The 17,630-nt window shown below is 64.4% G+C and carries 16 protein-coding genes; 10 read left to right on the forward strand and 6 right to left on the reverse strand.

Features of this window, described 5'->3' with window-relative positions:
• Positions 1–39 precede the first annotated feature (39 nt).
• Positions 40–1,350: a sn-glycerol-3-phosphate ABC transporter substrate-binding protein UgpB gene (ugpB, locus tag AC04SI_RS20370; protein ID WP_404283781.1), complete on the reverse strand. Its 1,311-nt coding sequence runs from the start codon at positions 1,348–1,350 to the stop codon at positions 40–42.
• Between the two features lie 318 nt (positions 1,351–1,668).
• On the opposite strand from ugpB, the gene AC04SI_RS20375 reads away from it, so the two are divergent.
• Positions 1,669–4,104, forward strand: coding sequence for an EAL domain-containing protein (locus tag AC04SI_RS20375; protein WP_404283779.1), 2,436 nt, complete (start codon positions 1,669–1,671; stop codon positions 4,102–4,104).
• Here AC04SI_RS20375 and tlpA read toward each other — a convergent pair.
• Positions 4,096–4,782: a thiol:disulfide interchange protein TlpA gene (gene tlpA, locus AC04SI_RS20380; protein WP_404283777.1), complete on the reverse strand. Its 687-nt coding sequence runs from the start codon at positions 4,780–4,782 to the stop codon at positions 4,096–4,098. The two genes, AC04SI_RS20375 and tlpA, sit on opposite strands and share 9 nt — an antisense overlap.
• A gap of 36 nt (positions 4,783–4,818) precedes the next feature.
• On the opposite strand from tlpA, the gene argH reads away from it, so the two are divergent.
• The 6 genes from argH (at position 4,819) to AC04SI_RS20410 (ending at position 11,960) form a co-directional block, all read left to right on the forward strand.
• Positions 4,819–6,219 carry an argininosuccinate lyase gene (gene argH / locus AC04SI_RS20385; RefSeq protein WP_404283775.1) on the forward strand — a complete coding sequence of 467 codons (1,401 nt, stop codon included), beginning with the start codon at positions 4,819–4,821 and terminating at the stop codon, positions 6,217–6,219.
• An 88-nt stretch (positions 6,220–6,307) separates the two neighbouring features.
• Entirely contained in the window at positions 6,308–6,514 is a 207-nt protein-coding gene (locus tag AC04SI_RS20390) for a hypothetical protein (RefSeq protein ID WP_120016324.1), read from the forward strand.
• A 52-nt stretch (positions 6,515–6,566) separates the two neighbouring features.
• Positions 6,567–7,835 (forward strand): diaminopimelate decarboxylase, encoded by a 1,269-nt coding sequence (lysA, locus tag AC04SI_RS20395; RefSeq protein WP_404283774.1) that lies wholly within the window; start codon positions 6,567–6,569, stop codon positions 7,833–7,835.
• Between the two features lie 47 nt (positions 7,836–7,882).
• Positions 7,883–8,824: a threonine/serine dehydratase gene (locus AC04SI_RS20400; RefSeq protein ID WP_404283773.1), complete on the forward strand. Its 942-nt coding sequence runs from the start codon at positions 7,883–7,885 to the stop codon at positions 8,822–8,824.
• A 113-nt stretch (positions 8,825–8,937) separates the two neighbouring features.
• Positions 8,938–11,526 (forward strand): TIGR02302 family protein, encoded by a 2,589-nt coding sequence (locus tag AC04SI_RS20405; RefSeq protein WP_404283771.1) that lies wholly within the window; start codon positions 8,938–8,940, stop codon positions 11,524–11,526.
• 41 nt (positions 11,527–11,567) lie between these two features.
• Positions 11,568–11,960 (forward strand): glyoxalase superfamily protein, encoded by a 393-nt coding sequence (locus tag AC04SI_RS20410; RefSeq protein ID WP_404283769.1) that lies wholly within the window; start codon positions 11,568–11,570, stop codon positions 11,958–11,960.
• On the opposite strand, the gene AC04SI_RS20415 is transcribed toward AC04SI_RS20410, so the two are convergent.
• Positions 11,944–12,828 carry a LysR substrate-binding domain-containing protein gene (locus AC04SI_RS20415; protein WP_404283767.1) on the reverse strand — a complete coding sequence of 295 codons (885 nt, stop codon included), beginning with the start codon at positions 12,826–12,828 and terminating at the stop codon, positions 11,944–11,946. The genes AC04SI_RS20410 and AC04SI_RS20415 overlap by 17 nt on opposite strands.
• Positions 12,829–13,037: 209 nt before the next feature.
• On the opposite strand from AC04SI_RS20415, the gene AC04SI_RS20420 reads away from it, so the two are divergent.
• Entirely contained in the window at positions 13,038–13,988 is a 951-nt protein-coding gene (locus AC04SI_RS20420; RefSeq protein ID WP_404283765.1) for a DMT family transporter, read from the forward strand.
• A 61-nt stretch (positions 13,989–14,049) separates the two neighbouring features.
• On the opposite strand, the gene AC04SI_RS20425 is transcribed toward AC04SI_RS20420, so the two are convergent.
• From AC04SI_RS20425 to AC04SI_RS20435, 3 genes are all read right to left on the reverse strand, one after another.
• Positions 14,050–14,421, reverse strand: coding sequence for a response regulator (locus AC04SI_RS20425; RefSeq protein WP_192182480.1), 372 nt, complete (start codon positions 14,419–14,421; stop codon positions 14,050–14,052).
• Positions 14,422–14,474: 53 nt separating this feature from the next.
• Positions 14,475–15,017, reverse strand: coding sequence for a hypoxanthine phosphoribosyltransferase (gene hpt / locus AC04SI_RS20430; RefSeq protein ID WP_006200213.1), 543 nt, complete (start codon positions 15,015–15,017; stop codon positions 14,475–14,477).
• A gap of 115 nt (positions 15,018–15,132) precedes the next feature.
• Positions 15,133–15,780: a hypothetical protein gene (locus tag AC04SI_RS20435; protein WP_488474788.1), complete on the reverse strand. Its 648-nt coding sequence runs from the start codon at positions 15,778–15,780 to the stop codon at positions 15,133–15,135.
• A 177-nt stretch (positions 15,781–15,957) separates the two neighbouring features.
• On the opposite strand from AC04SI_RS20435, the gene ftsE reads away from it, so the two are divergent.
• Positions 15,958–16,617, forward strand: a complete 660-nt coding sequence (ftsE, locus tag AC04SI_RS20440; protein ID WP_006200215.1) for a cell division ATP-binding protein FtsE — start codon at positions 15,958–15,960, stop codon at positions 16,615–16,617.
• Positions 16,610–17,599: a cell division protein FtsX gene (locus AC04SI_RS20445; protein ID WP_404283811.1), complete on the forward strand. Its 990-nt coding sequence runs from the start codon at positions 16,610–16,612 to the stop codon at positions 17,597–17,599. The genes ftsE and AC04SI_RS20445 overlap by 8 nt, the downstream gene beginning before the upstream one ends.
• The last annotated feature ends 31 nt before the right edge of the window (positions 17,600–17,630 follow it).

Raw genomic sequence — 17,630 nt, forward strand, 5'->3', positions numbered from 1 at the left:
CGTGTCTGCGTGGACGAGATTCAACCGAGGCGAACCGCTTCAGTTCCCGATCGCTTCCTGGATCGCCTTGTTGCCACGCGTGACCGCGTTGTCGAGCGCCTGCTGGGCAGTCTGCTGACCGGCCAGCATCTTCTCGAATTCCTCGTTCTCGATGTCGCGCACCTGCGGCAGGTTGATGAGGCGCACGCCCTTCGAATTCTCGGTCGGCGCCTTGCCCAGCATCTGCAGGATCGGCGTCTCACGGCCCGGGTTCTTGTCATAGAAGCCGGACTTCTTGGTCGCCTCATAGGCAGCGAGCGTCACCGGCAGGTAGCCCGACTTCTGATGCAGATATTCCTGCACTTCGGTCTTGGACAGGTAGGCGAAAAACGCCGCGACGCCCTTGTACTCCTCGTCCGATTTGTTGCCGAATACCCACAGGCTGGCGCCGCCCGGCGTGGTGTTCTGCGGCGCGCCCTTGGCGTCGGTATCATAGGGAAGTTGGCCGATGCCGTAGTTCATGCCCGACTTGACGATATCGCCGAGACCTCCGGACGATTCGGTGAAGATGCCGCATTCGCCGGCGAGGAATATCTGCTTGGCTTCCGAGGTGCGCCCGCCATATTTGAAGGTGCCGTCCTTGGCGAGATCGGCGAGCGCCTGGAAGTGGTTGACGAAAATCGGCGCATTGATCTTGAGCTCGACGTCCGTGCCGGCAAGTCCGTTCTGGTTGGTGCCATAGGAAACATCATTCCAGGCAGCGAAGGCCTCGAGGTGGATCCAGGTCAGCCAGGTCGAGGTGTAGCCGCAGGAGGCGGCGCCGCTCGCCTTGATCTTCTTGGCGTCTTCCCACACCTCGTTCCAGGTCTTGGGCGGGTTGTTCACATCAAGCCCGGCCTTCTGGAAGATATCCTTGTTGTAGTAGAGGATCGGCGAGGAGGAATTGTAGGGGAAGGACAGCATGGTGCCGTCCGGCTTCGAATAATAGCCGACGATGCCGGGCAAATACTGGCTCTTGTCGAAGGTCATGCCGGCGCTGGTCAGCACATCGGCCACCGGCTTGATCGCGCCTTCGGCGGCCATCATGACGCCGGTACCCACGTCGAACACCTGGATGATGTCGGGCGCTTGGCCCGCACGAAAGGCAGCGATGCCGGCATTCAGCGTTTCGGGATAGGTACCCTTGAAGACGGGGAGGATTTCATAGTCGCTCTGGCTGGCATTGAAATCCTTGGCGATCTTGTCGACCACCTCGGCATTGGCGCCGGTCATGGCATGCCACCAACTGATCTGGGTGACGGCTAAAGCGGAGGTGGGGGAAAGCAGGGTCAAGGTGGCGGCAACACCGGCCGCGAAGCCGAACAAATTCATGTTTCATCTCCCGTTTGTCATTGGCGAAAGGGGCGCTCCCGCAACGGCAATATGTGTCGCTCATGACGATCGGACAACGGTTTTGTTGCGGATCGGTGAACTTCGCCCCTTTCGCGTGCGAGGTTCGTTTGCATGCAGGCAACCGATCTCAAAAGAATTGCCAATCCGGCTGCCCTGCAGCAACAACATGAACCTCCCGCCGCTACCACAACCCGGCACAGCACGCTGCGGTTGCATGCGCGATAACTGATTCTTCAACCGTCGAGCCCTAAACAATACCATTGCCTTGATTGTTGCGGGAAGATCAGGTGAAGCGAGATGTTGACCGTCTATAATTGTATCGTGCACGAACACGATCTGAGACTGGTTGCACTGGCGGCGCTTATTTGTGGCATTTCTTCCTTCTCCGCGATCAATCTGCTTCGCCATGTTGACCGGTCGACCAACAGAAACCGCTACGCCTGGCTGATGATTGCCGCCACCTCGACCGGTTTCGGCATCTGGGCGACCCACTTCATCGCCATGATTGCATTCTCGCCGGGAATTCCGAACGCATACAATGCAGAACTTTCCGTGCTTTCGCTTGCCGCCGCCGTCATCCTGACCGCCGTCGGCATGTGGATCGCCACCTTGCGCGGCGGCATCGATCACTACCTTGTCGGCGGCGCCGTGCTCGGCGGCGGCATCGCCACCATGCACTATACCGGCATGGCGGCGTTCGAGGTGCAGGGCCGGATCGTCTGGGATCAGCTCCTCGTCGCCGTCTCGCTGGTGGCCGGCATCACGCTTGCCGCACTCTCGCTTCTCGTCGTGCTGCGCCGGCCCTCGACATCAGGGACAATCGTCGCCGCCGTGCTTCTGACGCTGGCGATCTGCACCTTGCATTTCATCGCCATGGCCGCGGTGTCGATCTATCCGGACAGCTCCATAGAAATATCGAAATACACTGTCGAACCGATGTCACAGGCCTTCGCCGCCGCCGCGGTCAGCCTGGTGATCCTCGTGCTTTCGGCCGCGGCACTCTGGATCGATCTGCGCTTCCGTCGTCACAAGGTCGAGGCCGAACGCATGCATGGCCTGGCCAATGCCGCCGTGGAGGGTCTCATCGTCTGCGACGGCGCTCGCATCGTCAGCGCCAATGACAGCATCGCGGCGCTGACCGGCATCGCGGCCGGTACGCTGAACACGATGCTGCTCGGCGATCTGTTCGGCGAGCGTGCCGCGTCGAGCATGATCGAAGGACAGGCGCAGGAAGCCGAACTGCGAAGCCACGACGGTGCCCACATACCCGTGGAGCTGATCGCCAGAAGCATCGACTATTGCGGCAAGCCGCACAATGTGGTCGCTGTTCGCGACATCCGCGAACGCAAGAAGGCCGAGCAGGAGATCGTCCGCCTCGCTCATTTCGACCCGCTGACCGGGCTTGCCAACCGCCGCAGCTTCACGAGCCGCCTCGAAGCCGAAATTGCCGCGGCGGACCGAGGCGGCAAGGGCGGCAATCTAGCGCTGCTGCTGCTCGACCTCGACCGGTTCAAGGAAGTGAACGATCTCTTCGGCCATGCCGCCGGCGACGCCATGCTGCAAAAGGTTGCGCAATGCGCCTCCGCCGTGCTTCGCCACGGCCAGATGCTGGCGCGCCTCGGCGGCGACGAGTTCGCCATCATCGCGCCGAACCTTCCCGATCCTCAGGCGGCGGGCCGTATCGCCGAGGCAGTGCTTGCCGCCATGCGCGAGGAGAACAAGCTGTCGCCCGGCGGTGGCCTGGTCTCGGCCAGCATTGGCATCGCCCTCTACCCGCTCGACGCGGACGACCAGGCAGCCCTCGTCAGCCATGCCGACACCGCGCTCTACCGCGCCAAGGCCGAGGGCAAGGACACCTACCGCTATTTCGAGGCCTCGATGGGCGCCGAGGCGCGCGACCGGCGGGTGCTGGAACATGATTTGCGCCAGGCGGTGGCGCGCAATGAATTTCGCCTCGTCTATCAGCCGCAGAAGGAAATCAGCAGCGGCAGGATGATCGGCTTCGAGGCCCTGATCCGCTGGCAGCACCCGCAGCGCGGAGAGGTTTCCCCGGCCGTGTTCATCCCGGTGGCCGAGGACAGCGGCGCCATCCTGCAGATCGGCGAGTGGGTTCTGGCGACGGCCTGCGAGGAAGCCGCCCGCTGGAAGAACCCGCTGACGGTCGCCGTCAACGTTTCGGCCGTGCAGCTGCACAATCCGAATTTCAGCCGCAAGGTGCACGAAGTTCTGCTTCGATCCGGCCTGGCCCCGGGCAGGCTCGAGCTGGAGATCACCGAAACCGCGCTGGTCAAGGACATGCCGCGCGCGCTGGCGACCTTGCGACAGGTCAAGGCGCTCGGCGTCCGCGTCGCCATGGACGATTTCGGCACCGGCTATTCCTCGCTTTCCAACCTTCGCGCCTTCCCCTTTGACAAGATCAAGATCGACGGTTCCTTCATCAAATCGGTCGACAGGAACGGCCAGGTCGCTGCGATCGTTCGCGCCGTGCTGGGACTGGGTCGCGGCCTTGGCTTGCCTGTCCTGGCCGAGGGCGTCGAGACATTGGGCGAGCTGCGCTTCCTCGACGCCGAGGACTGCGAGATCGGACAAGGCTTTTATCTTGGCAGGCCGAGCCCGATCGAGACGTTCGGCGAACTGACCGGCGTGACGGGGCCAGCGGTCAACGACGACGCCAGGCAACGCGGCGGCAGCATCCTGATGCTGGAGCCGGCCGCTGCGCTGCGCTCAATCTGACGGGCCAAGTGCGGCTTCGACCAGCCGCTTGGCGTCGGGGCTCGACCATTCGGCCGGGCCGTTCATATGGGCGATCAGGCAGCCATCGCCATCGATCAGCATCGTCACCGGCAGGCCCAACGCCAGGCCGCGCTTCTTGACGTCGTTGAACAGCCCCATCGTCGAATCCCGGTAATAGCCGAGCGTCTCGATGCCGATATCGCCGAGAAACTTCTTCGGCTTGGCGTCGTCGCCGGTATCGACATTGACCGCGACGACCTGGAAGGCATCGCTGCCCTTTTCCTTCTGCAGCGCATCGAGCGCCGGCATCTCGGCACGGCATGGCGCGCACCATGTCGCCCAAAGATTGAGCAGCACCGTTTTTCCGGCATGGTCGGCGAGCGTCATCGGCTTGCCGTCGGGATCGTTGAAGGCAAGGCTTTTCAGCGATTGCGGCGGGTCGGCCGGCAAAAGTGCTGCAACCTGCCCGGTGGCGGCAGCCGCAACCTTCTTGGCGCGGTCGGCCTTTGCCGCGCAGACGGCATCGTCCTTGCCGTCGCCGGCAGCGGCTTGGCGCCCGGCGTTGTTGCCAGAACCGCTCTCGCTGACATATACCGCGACCGCGCCGGCCAGCACGCCCGCCGCCAAGGCGGCGAGGATGAGGCGCGGGGCCGGGAATAATCTATTGCCGTCTGCCATTTTCTTAAAACTGCTCCGGAGCACGGGTTTATAGCGATGAGCGACAAGAAGGCCAGCAACCAGATGTGGGGCGGACGTTTTGCCTCGGGTCCGGGCGCGATCATGGAAGCGATCAACGCGTCGATCTCGTTCGACCGCAAGCTCTACGCGCAGGACATCAGAGGCTCGATCGCGCATAGCGATATGTTGGCGCAAACGGGCATTATTTCGGCGGCCGATCAAGAAAAAATCGCTCACGGGCTGAACACGATTCTGAAAGAGATCGAGGCCGGCAGCTTCGAATTCTCGACCCGGCTGGAAGACATCCACATGAATATCGAGGCTCGCCTCGCCGATCTGATCGGCCCGGCCGCCGGCCGCCTGCACACCGCCCGTTCGCGCAACGACCAGGTGGCGGTCGACCTCCGGCTTTGGGTCAAGGACGAGTGCTTGCGTGTCGCCGAAGCGCTGAAGGGACTGATCGCCGCCTTCCTGGAGCGGGCCGAGGAGCATGCGGCAACCGTGATGCCGGGCTTCACCCATATGCAGGCGGCGCAACCGGTGACCTTCGGCCATCACTGCATGGCCTATGTCGAGATGTTCTCGCGCGACCTGTCGCGGGTGCGCGACGCCATCGAGCGCATGGACGAAAGCCCGCTCGGCGCGGCAGCACTTGCCGGCACCAGCTTTGCCATCGACCGCCACCTGACCGCCAAGGCGCTCGGCTTCCGCGAACCGATGCGCAACTCGCTGGACAGCGTCTCGGACCGCGATTTCGCGCTCGAGTTCCTGGCGCTGGCGGCGATCTGCGCCACTCATCTGTCGCGGCTGGCCGAGGAGATTATCATCTGGTCGACGCCGCAATTCGGTTTCGTCAGGCTGTCGGACAGCTTCTCCACCGGCTCCTCGATCATGCCGCAGAAGAAGAACCCCGACGCCGCCGAACTGGTGCGCGGCAAGACCGGCCGCGTCACCGGCCATCTTGTCGGCCTGCTGACGGTCATGAAGGGCATGCCACTGACCTATGGCAAGGACATGCAGGAAGACAAGGAATCCGTCTTCGACGCCGCCGAGACGCTCGACCTGATGCTGGCGGCGATGACCGGCATGGTGCGCGACATGACAGTGAATGCTGCCGCGATGAAGAAGGCGGCGGGCTCCGGCCATGCGACCGCGACCGACCTTGCCGACTGGCTGGTGCGCACGCTCGGCCTGCCGTTCCGCGAGGCGCATCACGTCACCGGCCGCGCGGTGGCGCTGGCCGAGGAAAAGAAGGTAGGTCTGGAGAAGACCTCGCTGGAGGATTTGCAATCGATCCATCCCGGCATCACCGCGGACATTTTTTCGGTGCTGGCCGTGCAGAACTCGGTCAAGAGCCGCGTGAGCTTCGGCGGCACCGCACCATCGGAAGTCAGGAAGCAGATCCGCTACTGGAAAAAGCGTCTGGCCAAGGCGTGACCTCAGCGGCGGCCTGATTTGCCGGGGTGCAAAGGCCCAAAAATTTCGCTAGAAGCAGGCAACGGATTTTTCTCGGACGGATGGATCGATGACCGGAAGCAGGATTTTGGTGACGCTGACGTTGCTGGCGGCGATGGCCGCCGTGACGGCCTGCGGCAGGAAGGCCGGCCTCGACACCCCTTACGAGGCCGCCGTGCAGGCCCGCAAGGACGCCGAGAAAGCCAAGCAGCCCGTGCCGCCGGAGCCGGAAAAACCGGTCGAGGACAAGAAGTTCATTCTCGACCCGCTGCTCTAGAGCCGATGAGATCACCCGATCTCATCGTGCTCCAACTTCCGGAACCACTCTCGTGAACCATTTCGACTACCGCGACGGCGTGCTCTACGCCGAGGACGTGGCGATTTCAGACATCGCCGCAAGCGTCGGCACGCCGTTCTATTGCTATTCGACGGCGACGCTGACCAGGCATTTTCGTGTCTTTGCCCAGGCTTTTGCCGGGCTCGACGCGTTGGTCTGCTATGCCATGAAGGCGAATTCCAACCAGGCGGTGCTGCGCACGCTGGCCAGGCTCGGTGCGGGCGCCGACGTCGTATCGGAAGGCGAGTTGCGCCGCGCGCTGGCCGCCGGCATCCCGGCCAGCAAGATCCTGTTTTCGGGCGTCGGCAAGACCGCGCGCGAAATGGACTTTGCGCTGTCAGCCGGCATCCTCTGCTTCAACGTCGAATCCGAGCCCGAACTCGAGCTGCTGTCGGCCCGCGCAGCGGCACTCGGCAAGGTGGCGCCGGTCTCGCTGCGCATCAACCCGGACGTCGACGCCAGGACCCACAAGAAGATCTCCACCGGCAAGGCCGAGAACAAGTTCGGCATTCCCTGGCAGAAGGCGCGGCAGGTCTATGCCCGTGCGGCAGCGCTGCCCGGCATCAAGGTCACCGGCATCGACACCCATATCGGCAGCCAGATCACCGAGTTGCAGCCCTTCGACGATGCCTTTGCCCTGCTCGTCGATCTGGTCGGCGCGCTGCGCGCCGACGGGCATGCGATCGAGCATGTCGATCTCGGCGGCGGCCTCGGCATTCCCTACCGAGTCGACAACAGCCCGCCACCGCTGCCCGACGCCTATGCCGAGATCGTCAGGAAGCACGTCACCAAGCTCGGCCTCAAGGTCATGTTCGAACCGGGCCGCCTGATCGTCGGCAATGCCGGCATCCTGGTCTCGGAAGTGATCTTCGTGAAGGAAGGCGACGCCAAGAATTTCCTCGTCGTCGACGCCGCCATGAACGACCTGATCCGGCCGACGCTGTACGACGCCTTCCACGACATCAGGCCGGTGGTGCAGCAGCCGGCGGCAGCACCGCGCATGACGGTCGACGTGGTCGGCCCGGTCTGCGAGACCGGCGACTATATCGGCCTCGACCGCGACCTGCCCAGGCTGAAGGCCGGCGACCTGATCGCGATTGCCACCGCCGGCGCCTATGGCGCGGTGCAGGCCGGCACCTACAACACCCGGCTCTTGGTGCCGGAAGTGCTGGTTGACGGCGACCGTTTCCATGTCGTGCGCCCGCGCCAGACCTATGACGAACTGATCGGACTGGACTCGGTGCCCGACTGGTTGAAATAGGCTGCGGTCCCGAACCGGGGTCCACTTCAAACCCCAGAGAGCAAGATATGGCCAGCAGCACTTTGATCACCCGCGAACGCATTGCCGCGATGGAGCCCCGCATCCGGCCCTTCGTGCGCCACACGCCTGTGCTGCGCGTCGACATGGCCGATTTCGGCCGCCCGTCCCTGGCCGTCGACCTCAAGCTCGAATGCCTGCAGCATTCCGGCTCGTTCAAGGCACGCGGCGCCTTCACCAACCTCCTCGAACGCCCCGTGCCCGAGGCCGGCGTCGTCGCCGCGTCGGGCGGCAATCATGGCGCGGCTGTCGCCTATGCGGCCATGCGGCTCGGCCACAAGGCCACCATCTTCGTTCCCGAAGTGAGCCCGCCGGCCAAGCTCGACCGGATCCGCGGCTACGGCGCCGAACTGGTCGTCGGCGGCGCCCGCTACGCCGAGGCACTGGCCGCCAGCGAGAGCTTCGCCGAGAAAACCGGTGCGCTGCAAATCCACGCCTTCAACCAGGAGGAGACGCTAGTCGGGCAAGGCACGCTCGGTCTCGAGATAGAAGCCGACCTGCCCGAGATCGATACCTTGCTCGTCGCCGTCGGTGGCGGTGGCCTGATCGGCGGCATCGCCGCCTGGTTTGCCGGCCGCATCAGGATCGTCGCCATCGAGCCGGAAGGCGCGCCAACGCTGCATCGCGCTTTCGAGGCCGGACGGCCCGTCGACGCGCCGGCCGAAGGCATCGCCGCCGATTCGTTGGCGCCGAAGCGGGTCGGCGAAATGATGTTCCCGATCGCCGAAGCCTATGTCGAACTTTCCCTTCTGGTCAGCGACGACGACATCATCGCCGCCCAGAAAGCGCTGTGGGACCGGGTGCGAATCATCTCCGAGCCGGGCGGTGCGGCGGCCTTCGCGGCCGTGCTGTCCGGCCGCTACCAGCCGGCGCCGGGCGAGCGTATTGCGGTTCTGGTGTGCGGCGCGAACACCAATCCCGCAAAATTCTGACCATAACCGGTCAAGAATTCTTCTCGTTTTCGGAACCGCCTCGCCTTTGCCGTGTTTGCTGGTAAACTTCTGTCCGTAAGGTTCGGGCTATCCCGCCCGGACAGGAAGGGCCGATGACGGAACGACCCACTTCCAGCGGCGATCGCGGACTGGCCGGGCGTCTTGCCTTGAGCCGGCTGGCGACGCGGGTCTCAATGGTTGTCGAACGCGGCTGGCCGTTGCTTCTGCCGCTGATCATTATCGCCAGCCTGTTCCTCAGTGTTTCATGGCTCGGCCTGTTTTCGCTTCTGCCCGATCCGGCGCGCATCGGCGTCCTTGCAGCGTTCGCCATCGCCGCCCTTGCCGCCCTCTATCCGCTGCGTTTCTTCCGCCTGCCCTCCGCCGCTGAGATCGATCGGCGCATCGAAGCGGCCAACGAGCTTCTGCACAGCCCGGTTCTGGTGCAGACCGACCGGCCGAGCGGGCGCGAGAGCATCTTTTCGCAGGCGCTGTGGCGCGAACACCAGAAACGCATGGCCGAGCGGCTGGGCAACCTTGGCGGCGACCGGCCGCGCACACGCGTGCCGGAGCGCGACCGCTGGGGCTTGCGCGCCGTGGCGGTGCTGCTGCTCGTCACTGCCTTTGCCTTCTCCTTCGGCCCCTCGGGCGGCAAGTTGAGCGACGGCTTCGTGGCGCGCGCGGCGCGCGACACCGTGCCGCCGCGCATCGATGCCTGGGTGACGCCGCCAGCCTATACCGGCAAGCCGCCGATCTTCCTCACCGCCGACGCCAACCAGGCCGCTCCGACCTTCACCGTTCCGCAAGGCAGCGATGTCTCGCTGCGCGTCACCGGCGGCTCGGGCGAGGAAACGCTTGATTACGCCGACAAGGACGGCAATGCCCGCGCCATAGACCCCGCCGGGCCCCCTGCAGCCAAGCCTGTGGCGAACACGGCGGCGCCCAAGGTGCGCCGGTTCACCGGCAAGCTGACCAGCGACGGCACGCTGACGCTGAAGTCGGGCGAGGATGACCTCGGCCACTGGGCCTTCGCCGTGATCCCTGACAAGCCGCCGACGATCCGTTTCGTCGGCGAACCCAAGCGTGCCGTCAACGGTGCCTTCGAGCTCAACTACCAGATCGACGACGACTATGGCGCAGCCTCCGCCAAGGCGGTTATCGTGCCCGCCGACCCGCAGCCGCCGAATGCGCATCCGCTCTATGGCCCGCCCGATCTACCGTTGGTGCTGCCTCGCCGCGGCGGCAAGGGCAATGCCGCCAAGACCAGCAAGGACCTGACCGAGCACGTCTGGGCCGGCAGCAACATCAAGCTGACGCTTGTCGCCACCGACGACGCCGGACACACCGCGAGCAGTGAAACCAAGACCCTGGTCATGCCGGAACGGCCCTTCTCCAATCCGCTGGCGAGAGCCGTGATCGAGCAGCGCCGCATGCTGGCGCTCGACGCCAATGCCAAGCCGCGCGTGCTCGACTTGATGGATGCCATCACGCTGCGCCCCGAAGACACCTTCGACAACATGGCGCACTATCTCGCCATCATGAGCGCCCACAGCCGGCTGAAGATGGCCGGCAACGACGACCAGTTGCGCAACGTGGTGTCCTATCTCTGGGAGATCGCGCTCGGCATTGAGGAAGGCAATCTGTCGGCGGCCGAAAGGCGGCTGCGCCAGGCACAGCAGGCCCTGCAGGACGCCATCAAGAACGGCGCCAGCGACGCAGAGATCGACAAGTTGATGAAAGAACTGCGCGAGGCGATGAACCAGTTCCTGCAGGAGTTCGCCGAGCGCGCGCAGCAGAACCCGAACGCACCGCAGATGCAGCAGAACGGCCAGGAGCTGCGCCAGAGCGACATCGATCGCATGATGGACGAGATCGAGAACCTGGCAAAATCAGGCGACCGCGACCGCGCCCAGCAGCTTTTGTCGGAATTGCAGGACATGATGAACAATTTGCAGGCCGGCCGTCGCCAGCCCGGCGGCGAGCAGGACAGCGAGATGCGCCAGCAGATGGACAAGCTCGGCGAGATCATGCGACGCCAGCAGGAGATGATGAACGACACTTTCCGCATGGACCAGATGCAACGCGGCCAGCGCCAGCGCGGCGAGAATCGCGACGAGCAGCTCGGCGAAAACGGTGGCGGCCAGGATGAGGACAAACCCGGCCCGGGCGACGACCGCGATCCGCTCGCCCGCCCGAAGCAGATGACGCCGCAGGAATTCGCCGAAGCGCTGAAGCAGCTTCAGGAAGGCCAAGGCAAGCTGCAAAGCGACCTCGAGCAGCTGAAGAAGGGGCTGGAAGGCATGGGCATGCAGCCCAATGAGGGATTTGGCGAGGCCGGCAAGTCCATGGGCAATGCCGAACAGGCGCTCGGCGAGGGCGAGGGCGACCAAGCCGTCGGCCACCAGGGCCGCGCGCTGGAGGCGCTGCGCAAGGGCGCCAAGGACATGATGAAGCAGATGCAGGCCATGCAGGGCGACGAGGGCGGCAGCGAGCAGGGCGGCCGCCAGCAGAACGCCGACCGCGACCCGCTCGGCCGGCCGCGCGCCACAAGGGGTCCCGACGACGGCACCGAGGTGAAGGTGCCTGACGAGATCGACGTCCAGCGCGCGCGCCAGATCCTGGAAGCAATCCGCAAGCGGCTCGGCAATGCGCTCAGCCCCGACATCGAACGCAGCTATCTCGAGCGGCTGCTGGACCTGAAATAGCGGGTCCTGCCACCCCAATCTCCTCGAACGGTCGCAACGCCATGCCGAAGCTCGGTGCTAGCACCCCGATCCTGCGCATCTTCGACATCGCCAAGGCGCATGAATTCTATCTCGGCTTTCTCGGTTTCGAGGTGCGGTTCGAACATCGCTTCGACGACAATGCGCCGCTCTATACAGGCATTGCCCGCGACGGTTGCGAACTGCATCTGAGCGAGCATCACGGCGACGGCTCGCCGGGCTCCCACATACGCATCGCGGTGGCCGATATCGCGGCATTGCATCGCGAACTGATCGGCAAGAAATACCGCTTTGCCAGGCCGGGGCTGGAAGAGACGCCCTGGCGGACGAAGGAAGTCACCGTCGGCGATCCGTTCGGCAACCGCCTGACCTTCTACGAGGACATGCCCGCCCCGACAGTCACAGATCCGGCGTGATACCCGCCTGACTGGTGAGCATGAACGCCTCGCGGATCGCCTGTTCCATGCTGTCGATGGCTTCGCCGGAAACGCTCGGATTACGGTGCAGAACGACATTCGAGGAATCGATGTCGCCGAAGCCGTCGGCTGCGCCGAGCTCGCGGCAGCCGGCGGGAATGTTGCTGCGGGAGATCGGCGCGATCGCCAGGCCCGAGGTCACGGCGAGCGTCAGGCCGCCATTCGTGTCGCTGGTATAGGCGACGCGGTAGCCGACGCCGCGCTGCTCCAGCGACTTGATGGCGAAGTCGCGGCACCAGCCGCCGCGGTTGTAGAGCGCGATCGGCACCGGCCGCTCCTCATGCATGTGATGGATGGCCGACGTGACCCAGACGGTCGGGTCATGCATCAGCACCTCGCCGCCCGACAGACCTTCCCATTCGAACACCACGGCGAGATCGAGCTGGCCCGCCGCCAGCGCCCGCATCTGCGAGTCGGAATGGGCGTAGCGCACCGTGACCTCGACCTGCGGATGGCGTTTGGCGAAGGCGCCGAGCGCGCGCGACAGGATCGAATGTCCATATTCGGCCGGGATGCCGATGCGCACCGGGCCATCGAGCGGCGGCGCCACCAGCGACGCCGCCGTCTCGTCGAGCAGCGAGACGATGCGCCTGGCATTGACGATCAATTCACCGCCGCGGCGCGTCAGCGAAACGCCGCGCGAGCCGCGCTCGAACAGGCTGTCGCCGACCATGCCTTCGAGCTTCTTCATCTGCATTGAGACAGCCGACTGGGTGCGGCCTGCCTGTTCCGCCGCCTTGGTGAAATTGCCGGTCTCGGCCACCGCGACGAAGGTGCGCAGGAGGTCGCTGTCGAGGGTAGGCTTCATCGCAATTCGCCATAAGAATTTTTGATCGCTGACATCATTTCAATTCGTTTGCAACATGTCAAACGCCAGCCGATAGTCACCTCTCCCATTGGATATGTGACCGCGAAATCGGTTGCGGACCAATCGAAGAGTCCTCACTCATACCCGCTGCCCGAAAACGGTGGCGGGTTCTTTTTATGTAGGCAGTGGCTCGCGGGCGGCCGAAGCATATGCAGAACCGGATGACGCTTGGCATCCTGAGCCTCTGTCTGGGCGTCCTGGTCTTTTCGCTGCAGGACCCGCTCGTCAAAGCGGTATCGGGAGCCTATCCGGTGACCGAGGTGATGGCGATCCGCGCGATCGTCGCTCTTCCCATACTGATCGTTCTCGTCCACGCCGATGTTGGATTGCGGGCTTTGCTGTCGCGGCGCTTCGGCCTGCTGACGTTGCGCGCCTTCATCCAGTTCTCGTCCTACACGGTCTATTATCTGGCGATCGCCGCCCTGCCGCTGGCCGACGCGGTGGCGCTTTATTTCATGGCGCCTTTATTCATCATGGCGCTGGCCGGCCCCTATCTCGGCGAGCGCGTCTCATGGCAGACGCTGGCGACCGTTCTGATCGGCCTGGTCGGCGTTCTGGTGATGCTGCGCCCCGGCGCCGGATTGTTCGACTGGGCGGCCCTGCTCTCGCTCGGCTCGGCGGCGCTCTACGGTTTTTCGCAACTTATGGCGCGCAGGATCGGCGATACCGAATCGTCGACGGTCATGGCCTTCTACCAGAACGGCGCCTATCTCACTGGCGCCATCGTGGTCGCCGGCGCGTTTCACCTCGCCGGCATCACCCATGCGGTCCATCCGAGCCTCGAATTCCTGGTTCGGCCATGGGCGTGGCCCGCGCTGCCGGATTTCCTCAAGATGGCCGCCTGCGGCTTCGTCGCTTCGGCCGGCATGATCCTGTTGTCGCAGGGCTACCGACTGGCGCCGGCCAACCGCGTCGCCACCTTCGAATACACCGGCATCCTCTGGTCGCCGCTCTGGGGTTTTCTGTTCTTCGCCGAGGTGCCCAGGGGAACCACGATGCTAGGTGCGGCGCTGATTATCGGCGCCGGCCTGTTGGCGCTCAACGGCGAGCGGCGCCGCAGTGCCGTACCCGCGCTCGCCGCAACCGGCGACGCGGCTTAGAGCATTTCAGGAAAGGTGGGCAGCGGTTTTCTGTCCGAAATTGCGAAAAACAAAAAGGCGATCAGGCGAAACAGGTCAGCGCGCGTCCAACACGGGCGCGGATCTCGGCCAGCGTAAACGGCTTCTGCACGACGTCGAGAATGATGCCGTTCAGTTCCTCGGCGCGCTCGCGCTGGTCGGCATAGCCCGTCATCAGCAGGATCTTCATCGCCGGGAACAGCTTCGCTGCAGCGGTCGCCATCTCGATGCCGTCCATCTCCGGCATGCGAATGTCGGAAACCACCAGATCGTAGCCGCCACGGGCCTGCTGGATCAGCGCCAGCCCTTGTGCGCCATCGGCGGCGATGGCCACGCTGTGCCCATCGCGTTCAAGCGCGCGGGCGGCGAGAGTGCGGACGGACTCATCGTCCTCGACGATCAGAAGCTTTGCCATGGGCGGCATATTTGGCGGTGAAAAGTTGACTTTTCCTGAACCGCGAACGGCTTTTATGCATCCCCTTTGACGACGCCTACGAACGGCAATTCGCGAAACGCGTGCGCGACATCCATGCCGTAGCCGACGACGAAATAGTCGGGGCAGTCGAAGCCGACATAATCGGCGTTGAGCGCCGTCTGGCGGCGCATGCGCTTGTCGAGCAGAACGGCGATCGAACAGCTTTTGGCGCCGCGCGACAGCATCAGGTCACGGGTGAAGGAGAGCGTCTTGCCGGATTCGAGAATGTCGTCGATCAGCAGCACGTCGCGGCCGGCGACCTCATTGTCAATGTCGCGCAGCACCCTCACCTCGCCGCTGGTGGTGCCGGCGCCATAGCTGGAAATGAAGATGAACTCGACCTCCGGCGACAGGCCGACATCGTGCATGGCGCGGATGAGGTCGGCGGCAAAGATAAAGGAGCCCTTCAGCACCGAAATCACCAGGAGGTCGTGGTAGTCGTGACCGGCTATCTCTTTGGCGAGTTCAAGATTGCGCCGGGCGATCGCCGACGCCGAAAACAGGACCTCGATGTCCTTGCCACGCACAACTGGCATTGTTGGCCCTCCAGGCGCTCTGCCTACAGGGCCACGGCCTTTTGGGCCTGCGGAAGCGCTGTAGACCTTTTTGATTTTGCACACGATCTCAGGAAACCGGTTCCTGGACCGAGCCTTAGCCGGCGAATGTGACCGATACGGCCTTGACCCCGTTTCTAGGCACATCGAGGCGGCTGGAAAAGCCGAATCTTTCGCCGGGCGCCAAGGACCGGCTGGATGTCCCCAGCGTATAGCGCGTTACCCGGCTGTCATTGCCGGTGACCCGAATCTCCAGAGGCGGCAACGGTGCGGCCTTTGCCCCGTCATTGGCGGCTTCGCCATCGACGAACAGGACCGGCTTCAGCCCCGAAGCATCGATGCGCGAGGTGACGCCCGAGATGCTGACCGCGACACCGGCTTGCCGCTCGGCGGCCCAGAACGGCGATTGGCGCACCAGTGCGTGGCCGCCCGAGACCCAGAAGGCGGCAAGTGCCGCGCCGACGCCGGCGATCCAGAAGATCGGCCCGCCGCGCGAGGCCGGCGGGCGCTCTGCTGCGGCTTCGGGTTTGCGCAGCATCTCCATGCCTTCGATCGAGGGCGCATCGCTCATGCGCGATGCAGGCGGCGACAGGATTTCCGCCTTGACGCCATGGCGCGGCAGCACCTCATAATCGGCATCGACGATGTCGGCGGCCGGCGCGCGCGGTTCCGCCGCGGCACTTGTCCCCAGCCCGGTCATGATTTCGCCGGAAACCGGGCGCGCGGTTCGATCTTCAGCCATTATGGCCCTTGTTCGTCTTCGTTTCTTTTGCGTAAACGGAAATGGTTAACGCTTCCCCACCGGAACCCCTTTGTTGAACCGAAAAACACCGAAAATTAACCGACGGTTAACCATGCCGGCCGATGGTCATTTGAGAGAAAGGGCTGGCACGCCGCCGCTGCAAGTTTCAGGTCGTCGAACGTGATCCGCTTTGAAAATGTCGGCCTCCGCTATGGCATGGGTCCGGAAATCCTCCGTGACATTTCCCTGCACATTCCGGAGCGCTCGTTCCAGTTCTTGAGCGGCCCTTCGGGCGCTGGCAAGACGACGCTGCTGCGCCTTCTGTTCATGTCGCTGAAGCCGACGCGCGGGCTGATCACCATCTTCGGCAAGGACCGCTCGCGCATCTCGCGCAGCGAACTGCCGCATCTGAGGCGCCGTATTGGCGTCGTGTTCCAGGATTTCCGTCTGCTCGACCACATGACCACCTATGAGAACGTGGCCTTGCCGCTGCGCGTGCGCGGGCGCGAGGAAGCGAGCTATCGCACCGACGTCACCGAACTGTTGAAATGGGTCGGTCTCGGCGAGCGCATGCATGTGCTGCCGCCGGTGCTGTCGGGCGGCGAAAAACAGCGCGCCGCGATCGCCCGGGCGCTGATCGAGCAACCCGAGATCCTGCTTGCCGACGAGCCGACCGGCAATGTCGACCCACCGCTGGCGCGCCGGCTGCTCAGGCTGTTCATCGAGCTCAACCGTCTCGGCACCGCGGTGGTGATCGCAACCCATGATCTCGGCCTGATGGAGCAGGTCGACGCGCGGCGCATGATCCTGGCCGGCGGGAGGCTTGATGTCTATGACTGAGCTTTCCGCAGAACACCTGCACGAACAGCCCGCCGAGATGGCCGGCGCGGCGCAGCGCGTCCAGCGCAAGATGGCGCCGATCGTGCCGGCGCAAAACATTGCTGGCCGGGCTCTGGTGCTGGTCATAGCCATCATGACCTTCCTGTCCTGCCTGACCTTCGGCGCCGTGACGCTGGTGCGCGACACCGCGTCCGTCTGGGAGAACCAGATCTCGCGCGAGGCGACGATCCAGATCAAACCGGTCGAAGGTCTCGATATGGAGGCAGCCCTTGCCCAGGCCTCGCAGATCGCCGGCGAATTCCCTGGCGTGAAGGAGACCAAGATCATCGACCGCGACGCGACCGCCCGGCTGCTGGAGCCGTGGCTGGGCTCGGGCCTCAACATCGACGAATTGCCGGTGCCGCGCCTGGTCGTCGTCACCATCGACGAGAACAACCCGCCCGACTTCGCCGCCATGCGCGCCGCGATCACGCCCAAGCTGCCGAGTGCCGCACTTGACGATCATCGCACCTGGGTCGATCGGCTGGTTGCCATGGCCCGCACCACGGTGACCATCGGCATCGCCGTGCTGGCGCTGATGCTATCGGCCACCGTGCTGACTGTGGTGTTCGCAACGCGTGGCGCCATGGCCGGCAACGGCCACATCATCGAGGTGCTGCATTTCGTCGGCGCCGAGGCGCGCTTCATCGCGCGCGAATTCCGCTGGCACTTCCTGGTCACCGGTATGAAGGGTGCTGCCGCCGGCGGGGCCGCCGCCATTCTGGTATTCATTGTCTTTTCCTGGTGGTCGTCGCGCAATATGGCGACGCCGCAGGCCGACCAGGCGACCGCCCTTTTCGGCAATTTCGCCATCGGATCGGCGGGCTATCTCGGCGTCGGCCTGATGGTCCTGGTGATCGGCGCGCTGACGGCGGCGACGTCGCATGCCACCGTGGTCACCTATCTCAGCGACATCGACATCCGTCAGCCGGACGCGGGCTGAGGTTGGGATGGCGGCATGCAGAAGAAAACGA

This window comes from Mesorhizobium sp. CNPSo 4689 (assembly GCF_057784325.1).

Excerpts from the sequence above, each read along its gene's own strand:
- hpt (WP_006200213.1), bottom strand. The coding sequence starts at position 15,017 with ATGCCAGTTGTGCGTGGCAAGGACATCGAGGTCCTGTTTTCGGCGTCG.
- AC04SI_RS20405 (WP_404283771.1), top strand. The coding sequence starts at position 8,938 with ATGACGGAACGACCCACTTCCAGCGGCGATCGCGGACTGGCCGGGCGT.
- AC04SI_RS20420 (WP_404283765.1), top strand. The coding sequence starts at position 13,038 with ATGCAGAACCGGATGACGCTTGGCATCCTGAGCCTCTGTCTGGGCGTC.
- tlpA (WP_404283777.1), bottom strand. The coding sequence starts at position 4,782 with ATGGCAGACGGCAATAGATTATTCCCGGCCCCGCGCCTCATCCTCGCC.
- AC04SI_RS20445 (WP_404283811.1), top strand. The coding sequence starts at position 16,610 with ATGACTGAGCTTTCCGCAGAACACCTGCACGAACAGCCCGCCGAGATG.
- ugpB (WP_404283781.1), bottom strand. The coding sequence starts at position 1,350 with ATGAATTTGTTCGGCTTCGCGGCCGGTGTTGCCGCCACCTTGACCCTG.
- AC04SI_RS20425 (WP_192182480.1), bottom strand. The coding sequence starts at position 14,421 with ATGGCAAAGCTTCTGATCGTCGAGGACGATGAGTCCGTCCGCACTCTC.
- AC04SI_RS20390 (WP_120016324.1), top strand. The coding sequence starts at position 6,308 with ATGACCGGAAGCAGGATTTTGGTGACGCTGACGTTGCTGGCGGCGATG.
- argH (WP_404283775.1), top strand. The coding sequence starts at position 4,819 with ATGAGCGACAAGAAGGCCAGCAACCAGATGTGGGGCGGACGTTTTGCC.
- AC04SI_RS20410 (WP_404283769.1), top strand. The coding sequence starts at position 11,568 with ATGCCGAAGCTCGGTGCTAGCACCCCGATCCTGCGCATCTTCGACATC.
- AC04SI_RS20375 (WP_404283779.1), top strand. The coding sequence starts at position 1,669 with ATGTTGACCGTCTATAATTGTATCGTGCACGAACACGATCTGAGACTG.
- AC04SI_RS20400 (WP_404283773.1), top strand. The coding sequence starts at position 7,883 with ATGGCCAGCAGCACTTTGATCACCCGCGAACGCATTGCCGCGATGGAG.
- AC04SI_RS20415 (WP_404283767.1), bottom strand. The coding sequence starts at position 12,828 with ATGAAGCCTACCCTCGACAGCGACCTCCTGCGCACCTTCGTCGCGGTG.